At 69.6% G+C, this 24,323-nt stretch carries 24 protein-coding genes; 12 read left to right on the forward strand and 12 right to left on the reverse strand.

Annotation, left to right across the window (positions count from 1 at the left end):
• The 5 genes from ACFQZY_RS11630 to ACFQZY_RS11650 form a co-directional block, all read left to right on the forward strand.
• Nucleotides 1–254: electron transfer flavoprotein subunit alpha/FixB family protein (locus tag ACFQZY_RS11630; RefSeq protein ID WP_377415874.1), on the forward strand; the 254-nt coding region annotated here is incomplete at its 5' end.
• A gap of 71 nt (nt 255–325) precedes the next feature.
• Nucleotides 326–2,146 carry an acyl-CoA dehydrogenase gene (locus ACFQZY_RS11635; RefSeq protein ID WP_377415876.1) on the forward strand — a complete coding sequence of 607 codons (1,821 nt, stop codon included), beginning with the start codon at nt 326–328 and terminating at the stop codon, nt 2,144–2,146.
• Between the two features lie 10 nt (nt 2,147–2,156).
• Nucleotides 2,157–3,116, forward strand: a complete 960-nt coding sequence (locus tag ACFQZY_RS11640) for an NAD(P)H-dependent flavin oxidoreductase (protein WP_377415878.1) — start codon at nt 2,157–2,159, stop codon at nt 3,114–3,116.
• 69 nt (nt 3,117–3,185) lie between these two features.
• Nucleotides 3,186–4,292 (forward strand): PA0069 family radical SAM protein, encoded by a 1,107-nt coding sequence (locus ACFQZY_RS11645; RefSeq protein WP_377415880.1) that lies wholly within the window; start codon nt 3,186–3,188, stop codon nt 4,290–4,292.
• Between the two features lie 133 nt (nt 4,293–4,425).
• Nucleotides 4,426–4,980: a hypothetical protein gene (locus ACFQZY_RS11650; RefSeq protein WP_377415882.1), complete on the forward strand. Its 555-nt coding sequence runs from the start codon at nt 4,426–4,428 to the stop codon at nt 4,978–4,980.
• Here ACFQZY_RS11650 and ACFQZY_RS11655 read toward each other — a convergent pair.
• The 12 genes from ACFQZY_RS11655 to ACFQZY_RS11710 form a co-directional block, all read right to left on the reverse strand.
• Nucleotides 4,967–5,557 (reverse strand): hypothetical protein, encoded by a 591-nt coding sequence (locus ACFQZY_RS11655; protein ID WP_377415884.1) that lies wholly within the window; start codon nt 5,555–5,557, stop codon nt 4,967–4,969. The genes ACFQZY_RS11650 and ACFQZY_RS11655 overlap by 14 nt on opposite strands.
• A gap of 120 nt (nt 5,558–5,677) precedes the next feature.
• On the reverse strand, nt 5,678–6,823 hold the full coding sequence (dnaJ, locus tag ACFQZY_RS11660; protein ID WP_377415886.1) for a molecular chaperone DnaJ: 1,146 nt from the start codon (nt 6,821–6,823) through the stop codon (nt 5,678–5,680).
• A 111-nt stretch (nt 6,824–6,934) separates the two neighbouring features.
• Entirely contained in the window at nt 6,935–8,878 is a 1,944-nt protein-coding gene (gene dnaK, locus ACFQZY_RS11665) for a molecular chaperone DnaK (RefSeq protein ID WP_377415888.1), read from the reverse strand.
• An 89-nt stretch (nt 8,879–8,967) separates the two neighbouring features.
• Nucleotides 8,968–9,531, reverse strand: coding sequence for a nucleotide exchange factor GrpE (grpE, locus tag ACFQZY_RS11670; protein ID WP_377415890.1), 564 nt, complete (start codon nt 9,529–9,531; stop codon nt 8,968–8,970).
• A 129-nt stretch (nt 9,532–9,660) separates the two neighbouring features.
• Nucleotides 9,661–10,011: an FKBP-type peptidyl-prolyl cis-trans isomerase gene (locus tag ACFQZY_RS11675; protein ID WP_377415892.1), complete on the reverse strand. Its 351-nt coding sequence runs from the start codon at nt 10,009–10,011 to the stop codon at nt 9,661–9,663.
• Nucleotides 10,012–10,063: 52 nt separating this feature from the next.
• On the reverse strand, nt 10,064–10,366 hold the full coding sequence (locus ACFQZY_RS11680; protein WP_377415893.1) for a winged helix-turn-helix transcriptional regulator: 303 nt from the start codon (nt 10,364–10,366) through the stop codon (nt 10,064–10,066).
• A gap of 164 nt (nt 10,367–10,530) precedes the next feature.
• Nucleotides 10,531–11,013, reverse strand: coding sequence for a MarR family winged helix-turn-helix transcriptional regulator (locus ACFQZY_RS11685; RefSeq protein ID WP_377415894.1), 483 nt, complete (start codon nt 11,011–11,013; stop codon nt 10,531–10,533).
• Nucleotides 11,014–11,026: 13 nt separating this feature from the next.
• Complete coding sequence (locus ACFQZY_RS11690) at nt 11,027–12,724, reverse strand: acyl-CoA dehydrogenase family protein (protein WP_377415895.1); 1,698 nt, start codon at nt 12,722–12,724, stop codon at nt 11,027–11,029.
• On the reverse strand, nt 12,724–13,713 hold the full coding sequence (locus tag ACFQZY_RS11695) for a Bug family tripartite tricarboxylate transporter substrate binding protein (RefSeq protein ID WP_377415896.1): 990 nt from the start codon (nt 13,711–13,713) through the stop codon (nt 12,724–12,726). Before ACFQZY_RS11695 ends, ACFQZY_RS11690 begins: the two co-directional genes overlap by 1 nt.
• Before the next feature lie 38 nt (nt 13,714–13,751).
• Complete coding sequence (locus ACFQZY_RS11700; protein WP_377415897.1) at nt 13,752–14,516, reverse strand: SDR family NAD(P)-dependent oxidoreductase; 765 nt, start codon at nt 14,514–14,516, stop codon at nt 13,752–13,754.
• 2 nt (nt 14,517–14,518) lie between these two features.
• Entirely contained in the window at nt 14,519–16,387 is a 1,869-nt protein-coding gene (locus ACFQZY_RS11705; protein WP_377415898.1) for a feruloyl-CoA synthase, read from the reverse strand.
• A 16-nt stretch (nt 16,388–16,403) separates the two neighbouring features.
• On the reverse strand, nt 16,404–17,198 hold the full coding sequence (locus ACFQZY_RS11710; RefSeq protein ID WP_377415899.1) for a crotonase/enoyl-CoA hydratase family protein: 795 nt from the start codon (nt 17,196–17,198) through the stop codon (nt 16,404–16,406).
• A gap of 93 nt (nt 17,199–17,291) precedes the next feature.
• Between ACFQZY_RS11710 and ACFQZY_RS11715 the strand changes: the two genes are divergently transcribed.
• The 7 genes from ACFQZY_RS11715 to ACFQZY_RS11745 all read left to right on the forward strand — a co-directional run bounded on the left by ACFQZY_RS11715 (nt 17,292) and on the right by ACFQZY_RS11745 (nt 24,321).
• Nucleotides 17,292–18,155, forward strand: a complete 864-nt coding sequence (locus tag ACFQZY_RS11715) for an amidohydrolase family protein (RefSeq protein ID WP_377415901.1) — start codon at nt 17,292–17,294, stop codon at nt 18,153–18,155.
• Between the two features lie 251 nt (nt 18,156–18,406).
• Nucleotides 18,407–20,329 (forward strand): PrkA family serine protein kinase, encoded by a 1,923-nt coding sequence (locus ACFQZY_RS11720; RefSeq protein ID WP_377415903.1) that lies wholly within the window; start codon nt 18,407–18,409, stop codon nt 20,327–20,329.
• A gap of 22 nt (nt 20,330–20,351) precedes the next feature.
• The gene (locus ACFQZY_RS11725) at nt 20,352–21,650 is read left to right on the forward strand and encodes a YeaH/YhbH family protein (RefSeq protein ID WP_377415905.1); all 1,299 of its coding nucleotides are present in this window, start codon (nt 20,352–20,354) and stop codon (nt 21,648–21,650) included.
• Complete coding sequence (locus tag ACFQZY_RS11730) at nt 21,647–23,179, forward strand: SpoVR family protein (protein WP_377415907.1); 1,533 nt, start codon at nt 21,647–21,649, stop codon at nt 23,177–23,179. Before ACFQZY_RS11725 ends, ACFQZY_RS11730 begins: the two co-directional genes overlap by 4 nt.
• 135 nt (nt 23,180–23,314) lie before the next feature.
• Nucleotides 23,315–23,629 (forward strand): YqjD family protein, encoded by a 315-nt coding sequence (locus tag ACFQZY_RS11735; RefSeq protein WP_377415909.1) that lies wholly within the window; start codon nt 23,315–23,317, stop codon nt 23,627–23,629.
• 6 nt (nt 23,630–23,635) lie between these two features.
• Nucleotides 23,636–24,043: a phage holin family protein gene (locus ACFQZY_RS11740; RefSeq protein WP_377415911.1), complete on the forward strand. Its 408-nt coding sequence runs from the start codon at nt 23,636–23,638 to the stop codon at nt 24,041–24,043.
• Nucleotides 24,040–24,321 carry a YqjK family protein gene (locus tag ACFQZY_RS11745; RefSeq protein WP_377415913.1) on the forward strand — a complete coding sequence of 94 codons (282 nt, stop codon included), beginning with the start codon at nt 24,040–24,042 and terminating at the stop codon, nt 24,319–24,321. Before ACFQZY_RS11740 ends, ACFQZY_RS11745 begins: the two co-directional genes overlap by 4 nt.
• Nucleotides 24,322–24,323 lie beyond the last annotated feature (2 nt).

Raw genomic sequence — 24,323 nt, forward strand, 5'->3', positions numbered from 1 at the left:
CCTCGCGCGCCGCGGTCGACGCGGGCTACGCCCCGAACGACCTGCAGGTGGGCCAGACCGGCAAGATCGTGGCGCCGCAGCTGTACATCGCCGCCGGCATCTCGGGGGCGATCCAGCACCTGGCGGGTATGAAGGACTCCAAGGTGATCGTGGCGATCAACAAGGACCCCGAGGCCCCGATCTTCAGCGTGGCCGACTACGGCCTCGAGGCGGACCTGTTCACTGCAGTTCCCGAGCTGACCAAGGCCCTGTAAGACCTGCACAAGCCCACCAAGGCATCGTTCGCGATGCCTTTTTCATATCTGGACGAGTTGGAGACAAGACCATGAGCTACCGCGCCCCCGTCAAGGACATGCTGTTCAACCTCCGCCACCTGGCGGGCATCGACGAGATCGCGAAGATCCCCGGCTTCGAAGACGCCGGTTTCGAGACCGCCCAGGCCGTGCTCGAGGAGTGCGCCAAGTTCAACGAAGGCGTGGTCGCACCCCTGAACCGCGCCGGCGACCTGGATCCCTCGTCCCTCGCCAACGGCGTGGTCACCACCACCCCGGGCTTCAAGGAGGCTTACCGCCAGTACGCCGAGGGCGGCTGGCAGGGCCTGCAGCACCCGGCCGACTTCGGCGGCCAGGGCCTGCCCAAGGCCATCGGCTCGGCCTGCGGCGAGATCCTCAACGCGGCGAACCTGAGCTTCGCGCTGTGCCCGCTGCTCACCGACGGTGCGATCGAGGCGTTGCTCACTGCCGCCTCCGACGAGGTCAAGGCCATCTACCTGGAGAAGCTGGTGACCGGCGAGTGGACCGGCACCATGAACCTCACCGAACCCCAGGCCGGCAGCGACCTGTCGCTGGTGCGAACCAGCGCCGAGCCGCAGCCGGACGGCACCTACAAGGTGTTCGGCACCAAGATCTTCATCACCTACGGCGAGCACGACATGGCGGACAACATCGTCCACCTGGTGCTGGCCCGCGTGAAGGGCGCGCCCGAGGGCGTCAAGGGCATCAGCCTGTTCGTGGTGCCCAAGTTCCTCGTGAACAAGGACGGCTCGCTGGGCGCGCGCAACGACGTGCAGTGCGTGAGCATCGAGCACAAGATGGGCATCAAGGCCTCGCCGACCGCGGTGCTGCAGTTCGGCGACGGCACGGCCGCGAGCATCGCCGACAGCGCCGGCCCTGGCGCCGTGGGCTACCTGGTGGGCGAGGAGAACCGCGGCCTCGAGTACATGTTCATCATGATGAACAGCGCGCGCTACGCGGTGGGCGTGCAGGGCATCGCGATCGCCGACCGCGCCTACCAGAAGGCCGTGCAGTACGCGCGTGACCGCGTGCAGTCCCGGCCGGTGGACGGCAGCATCAACGCTGCGGCGCCCATCATCCACCACCCCGACGTCAAGCGCATGCTCATGACCATGCGCGCCTACACCGAGGGCTGCCGCGCCATGGCCAGCGTGGCTGCTGCCGCCTACGACGCCGCCCACCACCACCCCGACGCCGAGGTGCGCAAGCAGAACCAGGCCTTCTACGAATTCCTGGTGCCGCTGGTGAAGGGCTACAGCACCGAGATGAGCCTGGAGGTCACCTCGCTGGGCGTGCAGGTGCACGGCGGCATGGGCTTCATCGAGGAGACCGGCGCGGCGCAGTACTACCGCGACGCCAAGATCCTCACCATCTACGAAGGCACGACCGCGATCCAGGCCAACGACCTGGTGGGTCGCAAGACCGCGCGTGACGGCGGCCAGGTGGCGCGCGCCATCGCCGCCCAGGTCGAGAAGACCGAGGGCGAGTTGGCCGCCCGGGGCAGCGTCGCCGCCCGCGCCGTGCACAAGCGCCTGGCCGCCGCGCGCAAGGCCTTCCTCGACGTCGTCGACTTCGTCGCCGGCCAGACCAAGGCCTCGCCCAACGCGGTGTTCGCCGGCTCGGTGCCGTACCTGATGCTGGCGGGCAACCTCGTCGCGGGCTGGCAGCTGGCGCGCGCGCTGCTCGCTGCCGAGACCCTGGCCGCCCAGGGCGAGGACGCCGACTTCATGAACGCCAAGGTCGCCACCGCCCGCTTCTACGCCGACCACCTCCTGGCCAAGGCGCCCGGCCTGCGCGACGCCATCGTCGAGGGCGGGGACAGCGTCACCGCCATGGCCCTGGACGCCTTCTGAGGCCCGCGCCGTGACCCGCGTCCTGCCCGGCGCCCTCGGCCGCGTCCCGCTGCCCATCATCGGCTCGCCGCTGTTCATCATCAGCAACCCCAGGCTGGTGATCGAGCAGTGCAAGGCCGGCGTGCTGGGCGCGATGCCCGCGCTCAACGCCCGCCCGGCCTCGCAGCTGGACGAGTGGCTGCACGAGATCACCGAGGCCCTGGCGGCCCACGACCGCGCGAACCCGGACCGGCCGGCCGCGCCCTTCGCGATCAACCAGATCGTCCACAAGAGCAATGACCGGCTCGAGCGCGACATGGAGCTGGTGGTCAAGCACAGGGTGCCGGTGGTGATCACGTCGCTGGGCGCGCGCACCGACGTCAACGACGCGGTGCACGCGTACGGCGGCGTCGTGATGCACGACATCATCAACAACGCCTTCGCCCGCAAGGCGATCGAGAAGGGGGCCGACGGCCTGATCGCGGTGGCGGCCGGTGCCGGCGGCCATGCCGGCACCAAGAGCCCCTTCGCCCTGGTGCAGGAGATCCGCCAGTGGTTCGACGGCCCGCTGGCGCTCTCCGGCGCCATCGCCACCGGCGGCGCGGTGCTGGCGGCCCAGGCCCTGGGGGCGGACTTCGCCTACATCGGCTCGGCCTTCATCGCCACCCTCGAGGCCCGCGCCAGCGAGGCCTACAAGCAGGCCATCGTCGAGGGCTCGAGCGACGACATCGTCTACACCAGCCTGTTCACCGGCGTGCACGGCAACTACCTCAAGCCCTCGATCCTGGCCGCCGGCCTGGACCCGGAGAACCTGCCCGAACGCGACCCGAGCCACATGGACTTCGGCGGCGAGCGCGCCGCCAAGGCCTGGAAGGACATCTGGGGCAGCGGCCAGGGCATCGGCGCGGTCAACGCGGTGACCTCCACCGCAGACCTTGTGGCACGCCTGGCGCGCGAGTGGCGCGAGGCGCGGGCCCGCGTCTGCGGCTGAAGCCCCGGCGTCCCCGGGAGGGCAGGCCCGGGCCTTGCGCGGCGGGCATCGCGATGGAATACTGTATGGATGAACAGTCGTTTCGTCGCCGTGCCCGTTTCCGCCCTCAAGGGCCGGGGCGCGGCCACGCGGCTCGCCCACCGCTTCTCCCGCGAGGCGCGTGACGCCTTCGACGACGGCTGGGAGACCCTGGCCGAGGCCCGGGCCGAGGGCGCGCCCGCGCCGGCCACCGAGATCACCTGGGAAGACCCGCGCAGCGCCATCACCTACAGTGACTCGCCCGACCTGTACTTCGACCGCTCCCTCAACCCCTACCGGGGTTGCGAGCATGGCTGCATCTACTGCTACGCGCGGCCCACGCACAGCTACCTGAACCTCTCCCCGGGCCTGGATTTCGAGACCCGGCTGGTCGCCAAGCGCGGCATCGCGCAGGTGCTGCGTCGGGAGCTCGCCAGCCCCCGCTACCGCCCCGGTTCGTTGGCGCTGGGGTCGGCCACCGATGCCTACCAGCCGATCGAGCGCGAGCTGCGGCTCACCCGCTCGGTGATCGAGGTGCTGCACGAGGCCTCCCACCCGTTCACCCTGGTCACCAAGTCCAGCGGCGTCGAGCGCGACATCGACCTGATCGCGCCGATGGCCCGCCAGGGCCTGGCCTCGGTCTTCGTCACCCTCGTCACCCTCGATGCCGGCCTGACCCGCCGGCTCGAGCCGCGCGCCGCCGCGCCGCACCGCCGCCTGCGCACCATCCGCACGCTGGCCGAGGCGGGCATCCCGGTGGGCGTGAGCCTCGCGCCGCAGATTCCCTTCCTCACCGAGGACATGGAGCAGGTGCTGGAGGCCGCGCGCGAGGCTGGCGCGACCAGCGCCTTCTACCAGGTGCTGCGCCTGCCCTGGGAAGTGAGCCCGCTGTTCCGCGAGTGGCTGGCCTTGCACTACCCGCAGCGCGCGCAGCGGGTGATGGCGCGCCTGCAGGACATGCGTGGCGGCAAGGACTACGACGCCGACTACGCCACCCGCATGAAGGGGGGCGGCCCCTGGGCCGACCTGCTGGCGCAGCGGTTCCGGCGCGCCAGCACGCGGCTCGGGTTCAACCGCGAGCGCTGGGCCGAGAACACGGCGCTGTTTCGCCGGCCCGCGCTCGACGGACAGCAGTCCCTCTTCGACGCCCCGGCCTGAGCCTCGGGTGTGGACGAGTCCACGCTTGAGGCCACGGCCGGCCTCGTGGCGCCGGCGTGTTCAGCAATTGTTAATTCAAAAGTATCTGTTGGTGGATAGCATCCGGCTCCCTTTCCATTTCCAGAGAGCCACCATGCCACTGAATCCCAGCCTCAAGCGACTGTTGTCCCTGTCCTGCCTCCTCGCCCTGGCCGCCTGCGGCGGCGGTGGCGGTGGCAGCGAAACGGCCGGCTCGGAACCCGGCGGCGGAATCGACCAGCCCTCGGGGGCCGCGAAATACGTCGGCACCTGGGTCGCCTGCACGCCGGTCGATGCGACGCATTCCATCCGGAGCACCCATGTCATCCCGCCGATGGCGTCCGACGTGATCCGCGTGAACTCCAGCGTCGAGATCCTCGCCAGCGCGGACTGCAGCGGGCCGGTGACCGGCCGGCAGGAGGTGGTCAGCGACGTGGGCTGGCTCGGCGCGACCAAGGTGGTCGACGGCACCACCGCGGACAAGGTGGGCGTCGCCCCCCGGAGCAGCATCACCAGCGGCAGCATCACCCTGATCGGCGATCCGCTGCAGCCTTTCAACCAGGTGATCGCCCTCGTTGACGGCCGGTTGCGTGAAGGCGACCTGAACGCCATCGGCCTCGATGGCTTCCCCGAGCAGCTGAGCGCCACCCTCTACATCAAGCAACCGTAAACCGCAGGAGCGCCCGCCAGACCCAGGCGGCCGCTCCCAGCATCACCAGGGAAATCGCCGCGCCCGCCAGGTTCACGCGCCACTGCTGCGCGTTCCCCAGCCGGCGCCACTGCCGCAGGCAGGCCCAGGCCATGGGCGGCAGGGCGAGGGCGGCCCACAGCGTGGGCACCGGCCACCGCCCCCAGCTCGCCAGCTCCGGAACCAGCGAGGCCGCGCCGGCAGCCAGCACCGCCGGCGCGGCCTCCAGTCCGCGTTGCCACAGGCCGGTGGCCACCGTGGCGGCGAGCATCAGCACGAGCGCAGCCGCGGCCTTGCGCGTGCGCTTCCAGTCCAGCGCGAACAAGACGAGGCAGGCGGCAGCGGCCTGCAACAGCCCCAGCGCCAGGGCCTGCAACAGGCCGGCCGCCGTCGGGTGCACCAGCGCCCGCCACAGGGCGACGTTGCAGGCCAGGGCGATCCAGGCGCCCACGCCGGCCACCATCCACGCAGGATGCGGCGCCAGGCGCGCTTCCCCGGGCATCAGGGTGGAGCGCACGAAGTCGGTGGCCCGGAACAGTTTGAGTCGCTGGGAAGGCATGGGCAGGAAACCTCCCGGCGATTGTTTGGCCGTGCCCCCGCCTTGGCAAGCGTCCGGCACCACCCGGCGGGCAATAAAAAGCCCGGCCGGAGCCGGGCTGGTTGCAGCGGGCAGGGCGCCTTACTGGAAGAAACCCTTGAGCTTGTCGGCCCAGGTCTCCTCGCTGGGCGTGTGCTTGTGGCCGCCCTTCTTGAGCGACTCGTCCAGCTCCTTGAGCAGCTTGCGCTGGTGCTCGGTGAGCTTGACCGGCACTTCCACGCCGATGTGGCAGTACAGGTCGCCGGGGTAGCTGGAGCGCACGCCCTTGATGCCCTTGCCGCGCAGGCGGAACTGCTTGCCGTGCTGCGTGCCCTCGGGGATGTCGATGGCCGCCTTGCCATTGAGGGTGGGCACCTCGATCTCGCCGCCCAGGGCGGCGCGGGCCATGCTCACCGGTACCACGCAGTGCAGGTCGTCGCCCTCGCGCTCGAAGATCTCGTGCTTCTTCAGGCGGATCTCGATGTACAGGTCGCCCGGCGGGCCGCCGTTCATGCCCGGCTCGCCGTTGCCGGCGCTGCGGATGCGCATGCCGTCGTCGATGCCGGCGGGGATCTTCACCTCCAGCGTCTTCTGCTTCTTCACCTTGCCCTGGCCATGGCAGGTGGTGCAGGGCTCGGGAATGATCTTGCCCGCGCCGCGGCAGTGCGGGCACGTCTGCTGCACGCTGAAGAAGCCCTGGCGCATCTGCACCACGCCCTGGCCATTGCAGTGGGTGCAGGTCTTGGCCTGGGTGCCGGGCTTGGCGCCGCTGCCATGGCAGGTCTCGCACGAGTCCCAGGTGGGAATGCGGATCTGCGCCTCCTTGCCGGCGGCGGCTTCCTCCAGGGTGACCTCCATCGCGTAGGAGAGGTCGCTGCCCCGGTACACCTGGCGGCCCCCGCCGCCACCGCGCCCGCCGCGGGCCTGGCCGAAGATGTCGCCGAAGATGTCGCCGAAGGCCTCGGCAAAGCCGCCGAAGCCCTCGCCGCCGCCCGGCCCGCCGCGCATGTTCGGGTCGACGCCGGCGTGGCCGTACTGGTCGTAGGCCCCGCGCTTTTCGGCGTCGGAGAGCATCTCGTAGGCCTCCTTGGCCTCCTTGAACTTGGCCTCGGCATCCTTGGCGGCGTCCCCCTGGTTGCGGTCAGGGTGGTACTTCATCGCCAGCTTGCGATAGGCCTTCTTGATCTCTTCTTCCGTCGCGTTCTTGGGCACGCCCAGGACGTCGTAGTAGTCGCGTTTGCTCGCCATGTTCCTATCTCAGGCAGTGTCGTTCAGGCAGTGTCCTGCGTTCCAGCAAAAAAGCCGCGCCGGCCTTGCGGGGCCAACGCGGCGAGCTGTCGCTGCGGTGCGAAGCCGCGATCAGCCCTTCTTGACTTCCTTGACCTCGGCGTCGACGACGTTGTCGTCGGCCGGCTTGGCCTGGGCCTGGGCGTCGGCGCCGGGGGCCGCGCCGCCGGCGGCCTGGGCGGCCTGCTGCGCCTGCATGTCGGCGTACATCTTCTCGCCCAGCTTCTGCGACACGGTCATCAGCGCGTTGGTCTTGTCCTCGATCGCGGCCTTGTCCTCGCCCTTGAGGGCTTCTTCCAGCTCCTTGACCGCGGCTTCGATCTTGTCCTTCTCGCCGGCTTCCAGCTTGTCGCCGTACTCGCCCAGGCTCTTGCGCACCGAGTGGACCATGGCCTCACCCTGGTTGCGGGCCTGCACGATCTCGAGCTTCTTCTTGTCCTCGGCGGCGTTCAGCTCGGCGTCCTTCACCATCTTCTGGATTTCCTCCTCGGACAGGCCCGAGTTGGCCTTGATGGTGATCTTGTTCTCCTTGCCGGTGCCCTTGTCCTTGGCGCCCACGTGCAGGATGCCGTTGGCGTCGATGTCGAAGCTCACCTCGATCTGGGGCAGGCCGCGCGGGGCCGGCGGGATGCCCTCGAGGTTGAACTCGCCGAGCAGCTTGTTGCCGGTGGCCATCTCGCGCTCGCCCTGGTAGACCTTGATGGTCACGGCCGGCTGGTTGTCGTCGGCGGTGGAGAAGGTCTGCGCGAACTTGGTCGGGATGGTGGTGTTCTTGCTGATCATCTTGGTCATGACGCCGCCCAGGGTCTCGATGCCCAGGGACAGGGGGGTCACGTCCAGCAGCAGCACGTCCTTGCGGTCGCCGCCCAGCACCTGGCCCTGGATGGCCGCGCCCACGGCGACGGCTTCATCGGGGTTGACGTCCTTGCGCGGCTCCTTGCCGAAGAACTCCTTGACCTTCTCCTGCACCTTGGGCATGCGGGTCATGCCGCCCACCAGGATCACGTCATGGATGTCGGACACGCTCACGCCGGCGTCCTTGATGGCGGTGCGGCACGGGGCGATGGTGCGCTCGATCAGCTCGTCGACCAGGCTTTCCAGCTTGGCGCGGGTCAGCTTGATGTTCAGGTGCTTCGGGCCCGAGGCATCGGCCGTGATGTACGGCAGGTTGATGTCGGTCTGCGAGCTGTTGGACAGCTCGATCTTGGCCTTCTCGGCGGCTTCCTTCAGGCGCTGCAGGGCCAGCACGTCCTTCGACAGGTCGACGCCCTGTTCCTTTTTGAACTCGCCGATGATGTAGTCGATGATGCGCTGGTCGAAGTCCTCGCCGCCCAGGAAGGTGTCGCCGTTGGTGGACAGCACCTCGAACTGCTTCTCGCCGTCGACGTCGGCGATCTCGATGATCGACACGTCGAAGGTGCCGCCGCCCAGGTCATAGACGGCGATCTTGCGGTCGCCCTTTTCCTGCTTGTCCAGGCCGAAGGCCAGGGCCGCGGCGGTGGGCTCGTTGATGATGCGCTTGACTTCCAGGCCGGCGATGCGGCCGGCGTCCTTGGTGGCCTGGCGCTGGGCGTCGTTGAAGTAGGCCGGCACCGTGATCACGGCCTCGGTCACGGGCTCGCCCAGGTAGTCCTCGGCGGTCTTCTTCATCTTGCGCAGCACCTCGGCGCTGATCTGCGGCGGGGCCAGCTTCTGGCCGCGCACGCCGACCCAGGCGTCACCGTTGTCGGCCTTGGTGATCTCGTAGGGCATGAGGTGGATGTCCTTCTGGACTTCCTTTTCCTCGAACTTGCGGCCGATCAGGCGCTTGACCGCGTACAGGGTGTTCTTGGCGTTGGTGACGGCCTGGCGCTTGGCCGAGGCGCCCACGAGGATCTCGCCGTCCTCCTGGTAGGCCACGATCGACGGGGTGGTGCGGGCGCCCTCGCTGTTCTCGATGACCTTGGGCGTGTTGCCCTCCATGACCGAGACGCACGAGTTGGTCGTGCCCAGGTCGATGCCGATGATCTTGCCCATGTGTTTCTCCTGATTCCTGATTCGTTGGCCCGCTGCGCGGGCCGGATGCATTGATGTCGTGTGCTTACTTGCGGCTCACCGGCGCGGTTTCAAGGCTGCGCGACGGTCACCAGGGCGGGGCGCAGGGTGCGCTCGGCGATGGTGTAGCCCTTTTGGAGTACGGTCACCACGGTGTTGGCCTCCTGCTGGCTGCCTTCGGGGCGGGGCACCATGGAGATGGCCTGGTGCTGGGCGGGGTCGAACTTCGCGCCGGCGGCGGGGTTGATCTCCAGGACCTTGTTGCGCTCCAGCGCGGACTTGAGCTGGCGCAGGGTCGCTTCGGCGCCCTCGCGGATCTGCTCCGGAGTGGCTTCCTTGATGGCCAGGCCGGCTTCCAGGCTGTCGGCCACCGGCAGCAGGCTCTCGGCGAAGGCCTCGACCGCGAACTTGCGGGCCTTGGCCATTTCCTCGTCGGCGCGGCGGCGGGTGTTCTGCATGTCGGCCTGGGCGCGCAGGTACTGCTCGTTCAGTTCGGCGACCTTGGCCTGCAGCGCGGCGACCTCGGCCTGCAGGGCGCCGGCGTCGGCGCTGGTGGCGGCCAGGGCGGCCTCGAGTTCCTCGGGCGTGGCGTCCTGCGGGACGCCCGGAGCGGGGGCTTGGGAGGGTTCGGACATGGTGGTGCGGGAAAAACGCAAAAAACTTCCGCGTTAGCTGGGGGCGCGGAAGGCCGGTTCAAGGCCGGGCCGGCAAAAAAAGCGGCCGGTCGAACGCGCGGGGCCGCACGGGCCCCGCCGGGCGGGCGGTCAGTGGACGGCGAGCAGCTCGACGTCGAACTTCAGCGTCGCATTGGGCGGGATCACGCCGCCGGCGCCGCGGGCGCCATAACCCAGCTGCGCCGGGATGATCAGGGTGCGGCGGCCGCCGACCTTCATGCCGGCGACGCCCTCGTCCCAGCCGCGGATCACCATGCCGGCGCCCAGGGAGAACTCGAAGGGGTCGTTGCGGTCGCGGCTGGAGTCGAACTTGGCGCCCTGCTGGCCGTCCTTCCAGAGCCAGCCGGTGTAGTGCACCTGCACGTCCTGGCCGGGCTTGGCCTCGGCGCCTTCGCCGACGTTGGTGTCTTCGTACTGCAGGCCGGAGGGAGTGGTGTTCATGGTCGGGTCCTCGGAAAACCCGCGAGTTTACCGGGGGCCTCTTTCCGCGGGCCTACTTGCGCCGGCCCTGGGACCACTTCACCGCGAAGGGCTGGACCTCGCCCAGGCGCCTGGCCAGCTCGGCGCCCGCCGGCGTGATGCCGTAGCCCTCGGGGCCGTGGTCGACGAAGCCGGCCTCGCGCAGCTCCTTGATGCGGGTGTTCAGGGTGTTGGGCGTGATGCCGCCCACGCTGTCCTGCAGCAGCCGGAAGGTCTGGGGGTGGCCATCGCGCAGCGCCCACAGCACCCGCAGGGCGTAGCGGGCCTCCAGCAGCGCGAAAAGCTGGCTGACGGCGGCGGTGTCCTTCACGGTCATGGGAGGGGCAGTCGGGGGGAGGCGGGGGGCGGCGTGGGCGGGGGTCGGGGCTTCGCGGAAGTTTACGCGCTCTTGCTACACAAACAATAGCAGAGCGCAGCGGGCGGCCGCCGCGTGCTACAGGATTTGTAGCTTCCGGGCCACACCACGCGCGGCGCGGCGGGTCAGAGGTAGATTTTCTTGAGGAGCCGCACCAGGGTCTGGCGCTCGGCGTCGGTGAGGCGGCCGGTGGCTTCCAGGTCGGCCTCGTGGGCCATGGCGGCCGCCTCCTGCAGCAGGCTGCGGCCGGCCGGGGTCATGTGCAGGCCCATGGCCCGGCCGTCCTTGGGGTGGGGGCGGCGGTCGATCAGGCCGCGATCGAGCAGCTGCTTGACCAGGGCCACCAGGTTGGACGACTGGATGCCCAGTTGCGCGCACAGCTGGCTGGAGGTGATGCCCGGGTTGCCGTCCACCAGCGTCAGCAGGGTGAAGCCCACCGGCCGCAGCTCCAGCGGCGCCAGGTGCCGGATGAAGTTCTCGACGATGGCCAGCGAGGCCCGCCGCACGCTGTAGCCGATGAAGCCCTCGATGACGGTGGTGTCGATGTCTTCGGGGGCGGCGTCGGCGGCAGGCGCGGAATCGGGGGAGGCGGGCTGGCGGGCGGGCACGGGGCGGCAGGTCTCAGGCGGTGTCGGTGGCGGGAACCGCGGCGAGGCGGTCCTCGATGATGCGCACGCGCATCTCGAACTCCGGCAGCACCCAGGTGCGCAGGGCCTGCAGCGGTTCGCTCCAGCGCGGCTCGCCCGATTGTGGCACCGCCGCCAGGCGCGAGCCGGCCCACCCCAGGAGCGCCAGGGCGCAGGCGCGCAGGAAGTCGTCGGCCACCCAGGCGGGCAGGTCCACCCGGGCCGGCGCGGCCTCGGCGATGCGCCGCGCCAGCGCGGCCAGGGTGGCGAAGCGCGCCGCGTCGGCCGTCGCCGGCTGCAGGTCGGCGAAGGCCGCCGCCAGGGCGGCGCCGCCATCGGGCACCACCTTGCGTTGCAGCAGGTCCAGCGCCTGGATCTCGTTCGTGCCCTCGTAGATCATGGCCACCCGCGAGTCGCGCACGATCTGCTCGATGCCCCACTCGCTCACGTAGCCGTGGCCGCCGAACACCTGCAGGCAGGCGCTGGCGCCATGGAAGCCCTGGTCGGTGAAGGCGGCCTTCATGATCGGCGTGGCCAGCGCGCACCAGCGCTGCGCGGCCTCGCGGCGTGCGGCGTCGGGGTGGTGCTGGGCCTCGTCCAGGGCCACGGCGGTGCGGTAGGCGAGCACCCGGCCGCAGTCGACCCAGGCGCGCTGCGTGTCCAGGATGCGGCGCACCGCGGGGTGCTCGCCGATCAGGCTGGTCTCCTTCGCGCCCGGGGCCCGCATCTGGCGGCGCTCCAGGGCGTAGGCGGCGGCCTTCTGGTGGGCGGCGTCGAGCAGGCCGATGCCCTGCAGGGCCACGTGCAGGCGCGCCGCGTTCATCATGATGAACATGGCGTTCAGGCCCTTGCCCGCCTCGCCGACCTGCCAGGCCACCGTGTCCTCGAAGCGCATCACGCAGGTGGGGCTGCCGTGCAGGCCCATCTTCTCCTCGATGCGGTCGCAGAACACCGCGTTGCGCGTGCCATCGGGCAGCACCTTGGGCGCGACGAACAGCGACAGGCCCTTGGGCCCGGGCGGCGCGTCGGGCAGGCGGGCCAGCACCAGGTGGACGATGTTGTCCGTGAGGTCGTGCTCGCCGCCGGAGATGAAGATCTTGCCGCCGGTGAGGCGATGGGTCGCCCCGTGCGGGCCGGCCTGGGGCACGGCGCGGGTGCGCACCAGGCCCAGGTCGCTGCCGGCGTGGGGCTCTGTCAGGCACATGGTGGCCAGCCACTCGCCGGTGGCGACCTTGGGCACGAACAGCGCGCGCACCGTCTCGTCGCCGTGGTGGCGCAGGGTCTCGTAGGCGCCCGTGAGCAGGCCCGGGGCCATGGTCCAGCCGTGGTTGGCGGCGCTGAGCATCTCGTACAGCACCATCTCCAGCACCACCGGCAGGCCCTGGCCGCCATCCTCGGGCGCGTGCGAGAGTGCGGGCCAGCCGCCTTCCCAGAAGGCCTGGTGGGCCTCGCGGAAGCCGGGCGGCATGGTGACCTTGCCAGCGTCCCAGCGGGCGCCGACCTCGTCGCCCACCCGGCTCAGGGGGGCGACCACGCTGGCGACGAACTCGCCGGCGGCCTCGAGCACCTGGCGCTGCAGGTCCAGGTCGTAGTCGCCATGCGGGGGCAGGGCGCCCAGCACCCCGGGGGCGCCGAGCACCGCGGTCAGGACATGGTCGATGGCGCCCGTGTCGGGCCGGTAGTGCTGTGACATCAGGACTCCGCGGTGAAGCCGATCTTCTTGATCAGGGGGCCCCAGTGCGCCGACTCGGAGGCCTGCCACTTGGCGGCGCCCTCGACGGTGGAGCCCTGCGGGATCAGGCCGACGATGGCCAGGGAGTCGGTCACGGCCTTGTCCTTGAGGGCGGCGTTGATCGCGGCGTTGGCGGCGGCGATCACCGGCGCCGGCGTCCTGGCGGGCGCCCAGAAGCCGAACCATTCCTCGGTGGTCAGCTCGGGGAAGCCCTGCTCGGCGAAGGTGGGAACGTCGGGCACGTAGGGCGAGCGCTTGGGGCCGGAGGTGGCCAGGATGCGCATCTTGCCGGCCTTGTGGTTGGCAATGAAGTCGCCATGCGGCGTCACCATCGCGGCGATCTGGCCGCCCACCACGTCGGTCACGCCGGGGACCGATCCGCGATAGGGCACGTGCTTGAGTTCAGTGCCGGTGTTCAGGCCCAGCAGCGCGCCGAGGAAGTGCGGCGTGGAGCCGGCGCCCGGCGAGCCGAAGCTGGCCTGCTGCGGATTGGCCTTGGCCCAGGCGATGAAGTCCTTCACCGTCTTGACCGAGGCCGGCACCATCGGCCCCACGGCCAGGCCGTGGTGGACGATGGCGGCCACGGAGACCGCGGTGAAGTCCTTCGGGTCGTAGGCGAGCTTCTGGTAGATGTGGGGGTAGTTGGCCAGGGCCGAGACCGGGGCTACCGCCAGCACCGAGCCGTCGGCCGGGGCGGCCTTGAGCGACTCCAGGGCGATGCGGCCGCCCGCGCCGGGCTTGTTTTCCACCACCGCGGCGTTGCGCGCGAAGGCGGTGCCGGCGAACTTCTCGCCGACGCGGCGGGCCACGGTGTCGCCGGAGCTGCCGGCGGGGAAGCCGTAATAGATCTTGACCTGGTCGAGGGCCTGGGCCAGGGCCTGCAGCGGGGCGAGGGCGCCCAGGGCGGTGGCGCCGGCGGCGGCCTGGATGAAGTGGCGGCGGGTCGTCATGCGGATTTCCTCTCGAAGTGGGATCAGGGTCGGGCGCGTCAACGGGGCGCCATGCGCAGCGCGCCGTCGAGGCGGATCACCTCGCCATTGAGGTGGGTGTTGGTGGCGATGTGGCAGGCCAGCTCGGCGAACTCCGAGGGCTTGCCCAGGCGCGGCGGGAAAGGGATGGAGGCCGCCAGCGAGGCCTGCACCGGCTCGGGCAGCTCCTTGAGCAGCGGCGTGGCGAACAGGCCGGGCGCGATGGTGCAGACGCGGATGCCGTGCTGCGCCAGGTCGCGGGCCATCGGCAGCGTCATGCCGACCACGCCGGCCTTGGAGGCGCTGTAGGCCTCCTGGCCCACCTGACCGTCGAAGGCGGCGACCGAGGCGGTGAGCAGGATCACCCCGCGCTCGTTGTCCTCCAGCCCGGGCAGGGCGGCGCATTGTGCGGCGAACAGCCGGCACATGTTGTATGCGCCGATCAGGTTGACCTGCACCACGCGGCTGAAGTCCGCCAGCGGGGCGGCGCTGCCGTCCTTCTGCACGATGCGCTTGGCCGAGCCGATGCCGGCCACGTTCATCAGCAGGCGTGCCGGGCCCTGGGCCTCGCGGGCCTGGGCCAGGGCGGCGGCGGCGCTGGCCTCGTCGGTGATGTCGCAGGCGCAGGCGATGCCGCCGATCTCGGCGGCCACGCGCTGCGCCGCCTCGGCGTTGCGGTCGAACACGGCGACCTTCGCGCCGCGCTGGGCCAGCAGGCGGGCCGTGGCCTCGCCCAGGCCGGATGCGCCGCCGGTGACGATGGCGGCTTGTCCTTCGATCTTCATGGTCAGGCTTTCTTCGGGGTCGGGGTGACGATGCCGGGCGCGGTGCCCGCATGCAGGGCCTCGACCAGGTCGGCGCGGTGCTTGAGCACGGCGCGCTGGTTGATCGAGCCCTTGTCGGTGACCTCGCCCTTGTCCATGTGCAGGGGCTCGGTGAGGATCAGGGCGCGGGCGACGCGGTTGGAGCTGCCGGTGGCGTCCGCGGCGAGGCGGTCGACCAGGTCCTGCAGCCAGGCGCGCACCGGGGCGGCTTCCGCCACCGCCGCCAGGGACGCGCCCGCGGGCAGGCCGGACAGCTTGGCCAGCGCCTGGGTCGGCACCACCAGGGCGCCGATCTCGTTCTTGTTCAGGCCGGTGATGACCGCGTCCTGGACGTAGGGCGCGCCGGCGGCGGCGATCCTGCCGCGCAGGGGGCCGACGCTGACGAAGGTGCCCGTGGCGAGCTTGAAGTCCTCGGCGATGCGGCCGTCGAACTTCACGCCCAGGTGCACGTCCTGCGGGTCGATCCAGGCCACCGCGTCGCCGGTGCGGAAGAAGCCCTCCTCGTCGAAGTGCTCGGCGGTCTCCTCGGGGCTGCGCCAGTAGCCCGGGGTGATGTTGGGGCCGCGGTAGCGGATCTCGCGCTTGTCGCCCATGTCGACCAGCTTGATCTCCAGGCCGGCGGCGGGCAGGCCGACGTGGCCGGCCTGCGCGTGCGGGTTGGTGACGAACAGCGCGAAGGGGCCGGACTCGGTCATGCCCAGGCCGGCGGTCATCACGATGCGCTCGCCGTACTCGCGCTCGGCCAGGGCGTAGAGCGCGTCCTGCACCTGCTGCGACAGCGCCGCGCCGGCATAGAGCATGGAGCGCAGGCGCGAGAAGAAGTTGCGGCGCAGGGTGTCGTCGGTCTCCATGGCGCGGGCCAGGGCCTCGTAGCCGACCGGCACGTTGAAGTACCAGGTGGGCGCGACCTCGCGCAGGTTGCGCAGGGTCTCGCCGATCAGGGCCGGCGTGGGCTTGCCCTCGTCGAGGTACATCGAGCCGCCGTTGTAGACGACCATGTGGAAGTTGTGGTTGCCGCCGGCGGTGTGATTCCAGGGCAGCCAGTCCACCAGCACCGGCGGCTCCTCGGCCAGCACCGGGATCGACTGCACGATCTGCTGCTGGTTCGAGCAGATCATGCGCTGGGTGTTGACCACCGCCTTGGGCTGCTTGGTCGAGCCGCTGGTGAAGAGGAACTTCACCACCGTGTCGGGGCCGGTGGCCTGCATCGCGGCGTCGACCGCCGCGGTGGGCTCGGTGGCCAGCAGGGCGGACATCGGCGTGATCCGGTGGCCCCTGGCGCTGGTGGCGCCGGCGGCGTCGTCCAGCACCACTTCCACGTCGGCCGGGACCACCGCCTCGATGGCGTGCTGGAAGCGCGGCCAGTCGGTGGCGAACACCAGGCCGGGGGTGAGCGTGTCCAGCAGGTGGCGCAGCTTGTCGTAGTCCTTGCTCACGAGCGAGTAGGCCGGCGAGGCGGCGCTGAAGGCCACGCCGGCGTACATGGCACCCAGCGCCAGCATCGCGTGCGACAGGCTGTTCTCGCTCAGGATCACGAGGGGACGCTCGGCGCTCAGGCCGCGATCCAGCAGGGCCTGGCCGATGCGGCGGGCCGCGTCCAGCGCCTGCGCGAAGGACAGGCGGCGCCAGTCCCCGCCGAGCGCCGGGTCACGCTGCGCGAAGAGCGTGTGGTCGGGCTTCACCTTCGCCCAGTGGACCAGGCGGTCGGTCATGCGCCCGGGGTAGGGCGCCAGCGCCTGCTCGCTGGTGACGTAGGTGCAGCCGGGGGCCTCGCGCAGCACCGCGCGGGTGATGCCGAAGGTGAAGGGGCGGTAGGTGGCGGTGGCGGACATGGCGCGGGTCCTCGGGTCAGGCCTTGACCTTGGGGCCGGTGCCGTCCAGGAAGGCGCGCACGCGGGCCTTGGCCTCGGGCGCCGACTGGGCGATGGCGGCGAGCATGGATTCGGAGAAGAACCCGTGGTCGGCCGGCTGCTCGGCGATGCGGGGCAGGCCCTGGATCAGGGCGTAGTTGGTCATGGGCGCGTTCTGCGCGATGCGCTCGGCCAGCTCGATCGCCTTGGCCAGAGCCTCGCCGGCGGGCACGTGGTACTGCGCCAGGCCCACGGCCACGCCTTCGGCGGCCTTGTAGACGCGGCCGGTCAGCATCATGTCCAGCATGCGGTGAGCGCCGATCAGCTTGGGCACGCGGACCGAGCCGCCGCCGCCCACGAAGATGCCGCGCGAGCCCTCGGGCAGGGCGAAGAAGGCGGTGTCGTCGGCCACCCGGATGTGGCAGGCCGAGGCCAGCTCCAGGCCGCCGCCGACCACCGCGCCATGCAGCGCCGCGACGACGGGGACCGGGCCCTGCTCCAGCTCCCGCAGGATGTAGAACCAGGAGCGGGAGTGGTGCAGGCCCTGCACCGCGTCGCGCTCCTGCAGCTCGCTCAGGTCCAGGCCGGCGCAGAAGTGGTCGCCCTCGCCATGCAGCACGACGGCCCGGGTGGTGGCGGGCAGTTCGGCGAAGCGCTGGCCGATGGCGGCGATCAGGCCGTCGCTGATGGCGTTGCGCTTGCGCGGACGGCACAGGCGGAGAATGGAGATCGCGCCGCGATGCTCGACCTGCACTTCGTCCAGGCTCGGGTTGACGGTGGAATTGCTTGACATGGGACTCCGTGTGACCTGTAATAAGGCTATAAAACATAGCCAGTTTAGGAAGCCGGCCCGCCAGCCGTATCAGTGAAAACCCGAGGAGACGCCATGGACCACAAGAACCTCATCGCCATCGACATCCACACCCATGCCGAGGTGAGCTGCTGGAATCCGTTCGACAACTACGCCGAGGAGTACGACCGCGCGGCGGACAAGTACTTCCGGAACTCGCGCCGCCCGACGATCGCCGAGACGGTGGCCTACTACCGCGAGAAGAAGATCGGCCTGGTGATGTTCACGGTGGACAGCGAGAGCCAGATCGGCCGCCGCCGCATCCCCAACGAGGAGATCGCGCAGGCCGCGCGCGAGAACGCGGACATGATGGTGGCCTTCGCCTCGATCGATCCGCACAAGGGCAAGATGGGCGCGCGCGAGGCCGAGCGCCTGATCAAGGAGGAGGGCGTCAAGGGCTTCAAGTTCCACCCCACGGTGCAGGGCTACCACCCCTACGACAAGATGGCCTGGCCGATCTACGAGGTGATCAACGCGCACAAGCTGCCGGCGATCTTCCACACCGGCCACAGCGGCATCGGCTCGGGCATGCGCTGCGGCGGCGGCCTGCGCCTGGAGTACTCCAACCCCATGCACCTGGACGACGTGGCGATCGACTTCCCCGACATGCAGATCGTCATGGCCCACCCCAGCTTCCCCTGGCAGGACGAGGCGCTGTCTGTTGCGACGCACAAGCCCAACGTCTGGATCGACCTCTCCGGCTGGAGCCCGAAGTACTTCCCGAAGCAGCTGGTGCAGTACGCCAACACCCTGCTGAAGGACCGCGTCCTGTTTGGCAGCGACTACCCCCTGATCACGCCCGAGCGCTGGATGAAGGACTTCGAGGAGGCCGGCTTCAAGCCCGAGGTCATGCCCGGCATCCTCAAGGACAACGCGGTGCGCCTGCTCGGTCTGGCCTGAGCGCGCCGGCGCGCGGTCGAAGCCGCGCTTCGTCCGCGCCGCCATCGCCCGCTGTTGCTGAAACACGCCAACCAAAGAATTTGTTTTCCAGGGAACCTTGGCCCCTTCCACTTTCTCTATCGTTCACCTACAGTGAAGACGGGTGCTGGCCGACATTGGCACGAACGGAGCAGAAACCCGGCGCGCTAAAGTGGTTCGCACTGCGGTGACCGCAGGACCCTCGCGGTCACCCGTGGACGGAAGGAGGCTCCATGGACGTGATTCGCAACTTCCTTGCGCGCTACGAGCAGACGCGCGAGGAGGACATGTCTCTCGAGGACTACCTCGAGTTGTGCCGGAAGGACCCCCTCGTCTATGCGACGGCGGCCGAGCGCATGCTCGCCGCCATCGGCAAGCCCGAGGTCATCGACACCCGGCATGACCCGCGGCTCTCGCGCATCTTCGGCAACAAGATGGTGCGCATCTACCCGGCGTTCAAGGATTTCTACGGACTCGAGGAGCCGATCGAGCAGGTCGTCTCCCACTTCCGCCACGCCGCGCAGGGGCTCGAGGAGAAGAAGCAGATCCTCTACCTGCTCGGCCCCGTCGGCGGCGGCAAGTCCTCCATCGCCGAGCGGCTCAAGCAGCTGATGGAGCAGGTGCCCTTCTTCGCCATCAAGGGATCGCCGCTGAACGAGTCGCCGCTGGGCCTGTTCTCCAACGACGAGGATGGCCCGTTGCTCGAGCAGCAGTACGGTATCCCGCGGCGCTACACGCAGAAGATCATGTCGCCCTGGGCCGTCAAGCGGCTCGAGGAGTACGGCGGGGACATCCGCAAGTTCCGCGTCGTCAAGCGCTACCCCAGCGTGCTGCGCCAGGTCGCCATCGCCAAGACCGAGCCGGGCGACGAGAACAACCAGGACATCTCCTCCCTCGTCGGCAAGATCGACATCCGCAAGCTCGAGCAGTACGCCCAGGACGACCCGGACGCCTACAGCTATTCGGGCGGCCTGTGCCTGGCCAACCAGGGGCTGCTGGAGTTCGTGGAGATGTTCAAGGCGCCGATCAAGGTGCTGCACCCGCTGCTCACCGCCACCCAGGAAGGCAACTTCAAGGGCACCGAGGGCTTCGGCGCGATTCCCTTCGACGGCATCGTGATGGCCCACTCCAACGAGAGCGAGTGGAAGGCCTTCAAGAACAACAAGAACAACGAGGCCTTCCTGGACCGCATCTACATCGTGAAGGTGCCGTACTGCCTGCGCGTGGCCGAGGAAGTGAAGATCTACGAGAAGCTGCTTCGCAACTCCTCGCTCAAGGACGCGATCTGCGCGCCCGGCACGCTCAAGATGATGGCCCAGTTCGCGGTCCTGACGCGGCTGAAGGAGCCGGAGAACTCCAGCATCTTCTCCAAGATGCAGATCTACGACGGCGAGAACCTGAAGGACACCGACCCCAAGGCCAAGAGCTACCAGGAGTACCGCGACTACGCGGGGGTCGACGAGGGCATGACCGGCATTTCCACGCGCTTCGCGTTCAAGATCCTGTCCAAGGTCTTCAACTTCGATTCGCACGAGATCGCGGCCAACCCGGTGCACCTGATGTACGTGCTCGAGCAGCAGATCGAGCGCGAGCAGTTCCCGGCCGAGACCGAGCAGAAGTACCTGGCCTACATCAAGGAGCACCTGTCGGCTCGCTACGCCGAGTTCATCGGCAAGGAGATCCAGACCGCCTACCTCGAGAGCTACTCCGAGTACGGCCAGAACATCTTCGACCGCTACGTCACCTACGCCGACTTCTGGATCCAGGACCAGGAGTACCGCGACACCGACACCGGCGAGATCTTCGACCGCTCCGCGCTGAACGCGGAGCTCGAGAAGATCGAGAAGCCCGCCGGCCTGTCCAACCCCAAGGACTTCCGCAACGAGATCGTCAACTTCGTGCTGCGTGCGCGCGCCAACAACAACGGCAAGAACCCGGTGTGGACCAGCTACGAGAAGCTGCGCACCGTGATCGAGAAGAAGATGTTCTCCAACACCGAGGACCTGCTTCCCGTCATCAGCTTCAACGCCAAGGCCAGCGCCGACGAACAGAAGAAGCACGAGGACTTCGTCAACCGGATGGTCGAGAAGGGCTACACGCGCCGCCAGGTGCGGCTGCTGTGCGAGTGGTACCTGCGCGTGAGAAAGAGCTCGTAAGGGCCGCACCGGGGAGGCAGCAGTGACCGGGCCGACCGCCAACAAGCTCCACCAGATCATCGACCGGCGCCTGTCCGGCAAGAACAAGTCGATCGGCAACCGGGAGCGGTTCCTGCGCCGCTACCGGGAGCAGATCCGCGAGGCCGTGCGCAAGGCGGTGGGCGACCGCAGCATCCACAACATCGAGGAGGGCGCCGACATCTCCCTGCCTCGCCGGGATGTCTCCGAGCCGGTGTTCCACCATGCGCCCGGCGGCAGCCGCGAGATGGTGCACCCGGGCAACCAGGAGTACGTGCGCGGCGACCGCATCCCCCGGCCCCAGGGCGGCGGGGGCGGCTCCGGCCGGGGCGAGGCCTCGCCGGACGGCCAGGGCGAGGACGACTTCACCTTCCGCATCACGCGGGAGGAGTTCATGAACTACTTCTTCGACGACCTGGCCCTGCCGCGGATGATCCGCACCCAGCTGCTGGCCGATGCGCCGGAGTGGAAGACCCGACGCGCCGGCTTCATCTCCGAAGGCAACCCGACCAGCCTGCATGTGGTGCGCTCGATGCGCGTTGCCCTGGGCCGGCGCATCGCCATGGGCGGCGAGGCGCGCGCCGCGCTGCGCGAGGCCGAGGCCCACCTGGCGCGCCTCGAGCAGCGGCCCGACACGCCGCCGCGCGAGCTCGAGCTGGCCCGCGAGGAGGTGGAGGCCCTGCGCGCCCGCCTGCGCCGCGTGCCGTTCCTGGACCCGTTCGACCTGCGGTTCCGCCACCGCGTCCGCGAGCCGCTGCCCACCAGCAAGGCGGTGATGTTCTGCCTGATGGACGTCTCCGGCTCGATGGACGAGGGCCGCAAGGACCTGGCCAAGCGCTTCTTCATCCTCCTGTACCTGTTCCTGTCGCGGCACTACAAGCAGACCGACGTGGTCTTCATCCGCCACCACACCCAGGCCGCCGAGGTGCCCGAGGAGGAGTTCTTCCACGCCACCGAGAGCGGCGGCACCGTGGTCTCCAGCGCGCTGGTGCTGATGAACGAGATCGTCCGTGAGCGCTACATGGGCAGCGAGTGGAACATCTACGGCGCCCAGGCCTCCGACGGCGACAACTGGCAGCAGGACTCCACCAAGTGCCGCGACCTGCTGGAAAACAAGCTGCTGCCCCTGTGCCGCTACTTCGCCTACGTGCAGGTGGCCGACGAGGACCAGAACCTGTGGGAGGAGTACGGCGCGGTGCGCGAGGCCCATGCGAACTTCGCCATGCAGAAGATCACCTCGCCCGAGCAGATCTTCCCGGTGTTCCGGGACCTGTTCAAGAAGCATCCGCAGGGGGCCGCATGAAGGACGACCTGCCCCGGGGTGCGGACCGCCTGCCCGCCGGTTCGGACTGGACCTTCGACCTGATCGAGACCTACTACGACGCGATCCGCGAGACCGCGGCGGGCTTCAAGCTCGACACCTACCCCGTGCAGCTGGAGCTGATCTCCGCCGAGCAGATGCTCGACGCCTACGCCTCGGTGGGCATGCCGGTGAACTACCGGCACTGGTCCTTCGGCAAGCAGTTCATCACCAGCGAGAAGAGCTACCGGCGCGGGCACATGGGCCTGGCCTACGAAATCGTCATCAACTCAGACCCGTGCATCGCCTACCTGATGGAGGAGAACACCCTGCCGATGCAGGCGCTGGTGATGGCCCATGCCTGCTTCGGCCACAACAGCTTCTTCAAGGGAAACTACCTGTTCCGCATGTGGACGGACGCCTCGTCCATCATCGACTACCTGGTCTATGCCCGCAGCTACATCGCCGACTGCGAGGAGCGCCACGGGCTGGACGCGGTGGAGGAGGTGCTCGACGCCTGCCATTCCCTCATGAACTACGGCGTGGACCGCTACCGCCGGCCGCAGCGCCTGTCGCTGGCGCAGGAGGAGGCGCGGCGCAAGGAGCGCGAGGCCTACCTGCAGCAGCAGGTGAACGACCTGTGGCGCACGCTGCCGCGCTCGCCGGGCAAGGAGGCGCGCAAGGAGCGGCGCCGCTACCCCGAGGAGCCGCAGGAGAACCTCCTGTACTTCATCGAGAAGAACGCGCCGCTGCTGGAGCCGTGGCAGCGCGAGGTGGTGCGCATCGTGCGCAAGGTCGCCCAGTACTTCTACCCGCAGCGCCAGACCCAGGTGATGAACGAGGGCTGGGCCACCTTCTGGCACTACACCCTGCTCACCTCCCTGTACGAGCAGGGCCGCCTGGCCGACGGCTTCATGATCGAGTGCCTGGCCTCGCACACCAATGTGGTGTTCCAGCCGCCGGTGACCGACCCGCGCTACAGCGGCATCAACCCCTACGCGCTGGGCTTCGCCATGTTCAGCGACCTGCGCCGCATCTGCGAGCACCCGACCGACGAGGACCGCGAGTGGTTTCCCGGCATCGCCGGCACGGACTGGCTCACGTCACTGGACTACGCGATGCGCCACTTCAAGGACGAGAGCTTCATCGGCCAGTACCTCTCGCCGCGGCTGATGCGCGAGTTCCGCCTGTTCACCATCGTCGACGACGCCACCCGCAGCGAGCTGGAGGTGGCCGCCATCCACGACGAGTCCGGCTACCGGCGGGTGCGCGAGTCGCTCTCGCGCCAGTACGACCTGAACTTCCGCGAGCCCTCCATCCAGGTCTGGAACGTGAACCTGCGCGGCGACCGCTCCCTGACCCTGCGCCACACCCGCCAGGGCGACCGCCCCCTGGACGACAGCGCCGAGGAGGTGATCAAGCACGTGGCGCGCCTGTGGGGCTTCAAGGTGCGCCTGGAGAGCGTCGATTCACAGGACCGGGTGGTCCAGCACTGGGAAGTGACGCCGCCGCCGCACCACAACGGCAATTGAGGCGCCGGCCGGCGTCGCGGACCCAGGTCGATACGACCACGATGACCAGCTTGATATTCATCAAGGGCGCAGGGTGATGACTTCTGTTCGAGCTTTGCAGGCCCTACCATGGATGCCCAAGCACAAGGAGAAGCCATGACCGAAAGCCAAGCCGCCGCACAGCGCGACAAGCTGATGTCCGACCTGAAGCTCGTGATCGAGGATGCGGAGGAACTCCTGCACCTCACCGCGGGCCAGACGGGCGAGAAGGTCGCCGAGATGCGCGCCCGCATCCAGGACCGCATGCAGCGGGCCCGCGCCGAGCTGGGCCGCCTGCAGGACGCTGCCGTCCACCAGGCGCGCCAGGCCGTCCGGGCGACGGACGAATTCGTTCATGAGCGACCCTGGACCTCGATCGGCATCGCCGCCGGCGTCGGCATGCTCGTGGGCATGCTGATCGCGCGCCGGTAAGCCGGCATGGGTGACCCGAAGGACGCCCCCGGCTTCCTGGCCTCCCTGCGCGCCTCGCTGGACGCGGGCCTGGAACTGCTCCAGGTCCGGCTTGCGCTCCTGGGCAACGAGCTCGAGGAGCAGAAGCTGCGTCTGGCCGAGGGCCTGGCGCTGACCCTGTTCGGCGCCATGCTGCTGGCGATCGCCACCCTGCTGGCCTGCGCCTTCGTGCTGGTCCTGTTCTGGGACAGCTACCGCCTGCCGGCGCTGGGCGTCATGACGGTGCTGCTCGGCGGCGGCGGCCTCTGGCTGCTGGCGGCCGGCCGGGAGCGGGTGCGCTCCAGCGGCTCGATGTTCCAGTCCAGCCTGGACGAACTGGCGCAGGACCGCGAGGCCCTGAGGCCGGCCCCGTCCGAGCCGCCGGAGGGCCGGTGAGCCGCGCCCTGCGTGACCTGCAGCGCCGCCGCGCCGTGCTGTGCGCGCGCAGCGGCATGGAGCGCCGGCGCCTGGCCGGCGAGCTCGCGGTGGTGGCCCAGCCCCTGGCCTGCGCCGACCGCGCCGTGGGCCGGGCGCGCCGGCTGGTGTCGCAGCCGGCCCTGGCGCTGGGCCTGATCGGCGCGCTCCTGGCGATCCGCCCTCGCCGCATCCTGAAGTGGTCGGGGCCGCTGCTGGCGGCCTGGCGCCTGTGGCGCGCCTTCCGCGGCCAGCGCTGACG

The sequence above is a fragment of the Ramlibacter sp. GCM10027632 genome (genome assembly GCF_042675325.1).
GTDB lineage: Bacteria > Pseudomonadota > Gammaproteobacteria > Burkholderiales > Burkholderiaceae_C > Ramlibacter.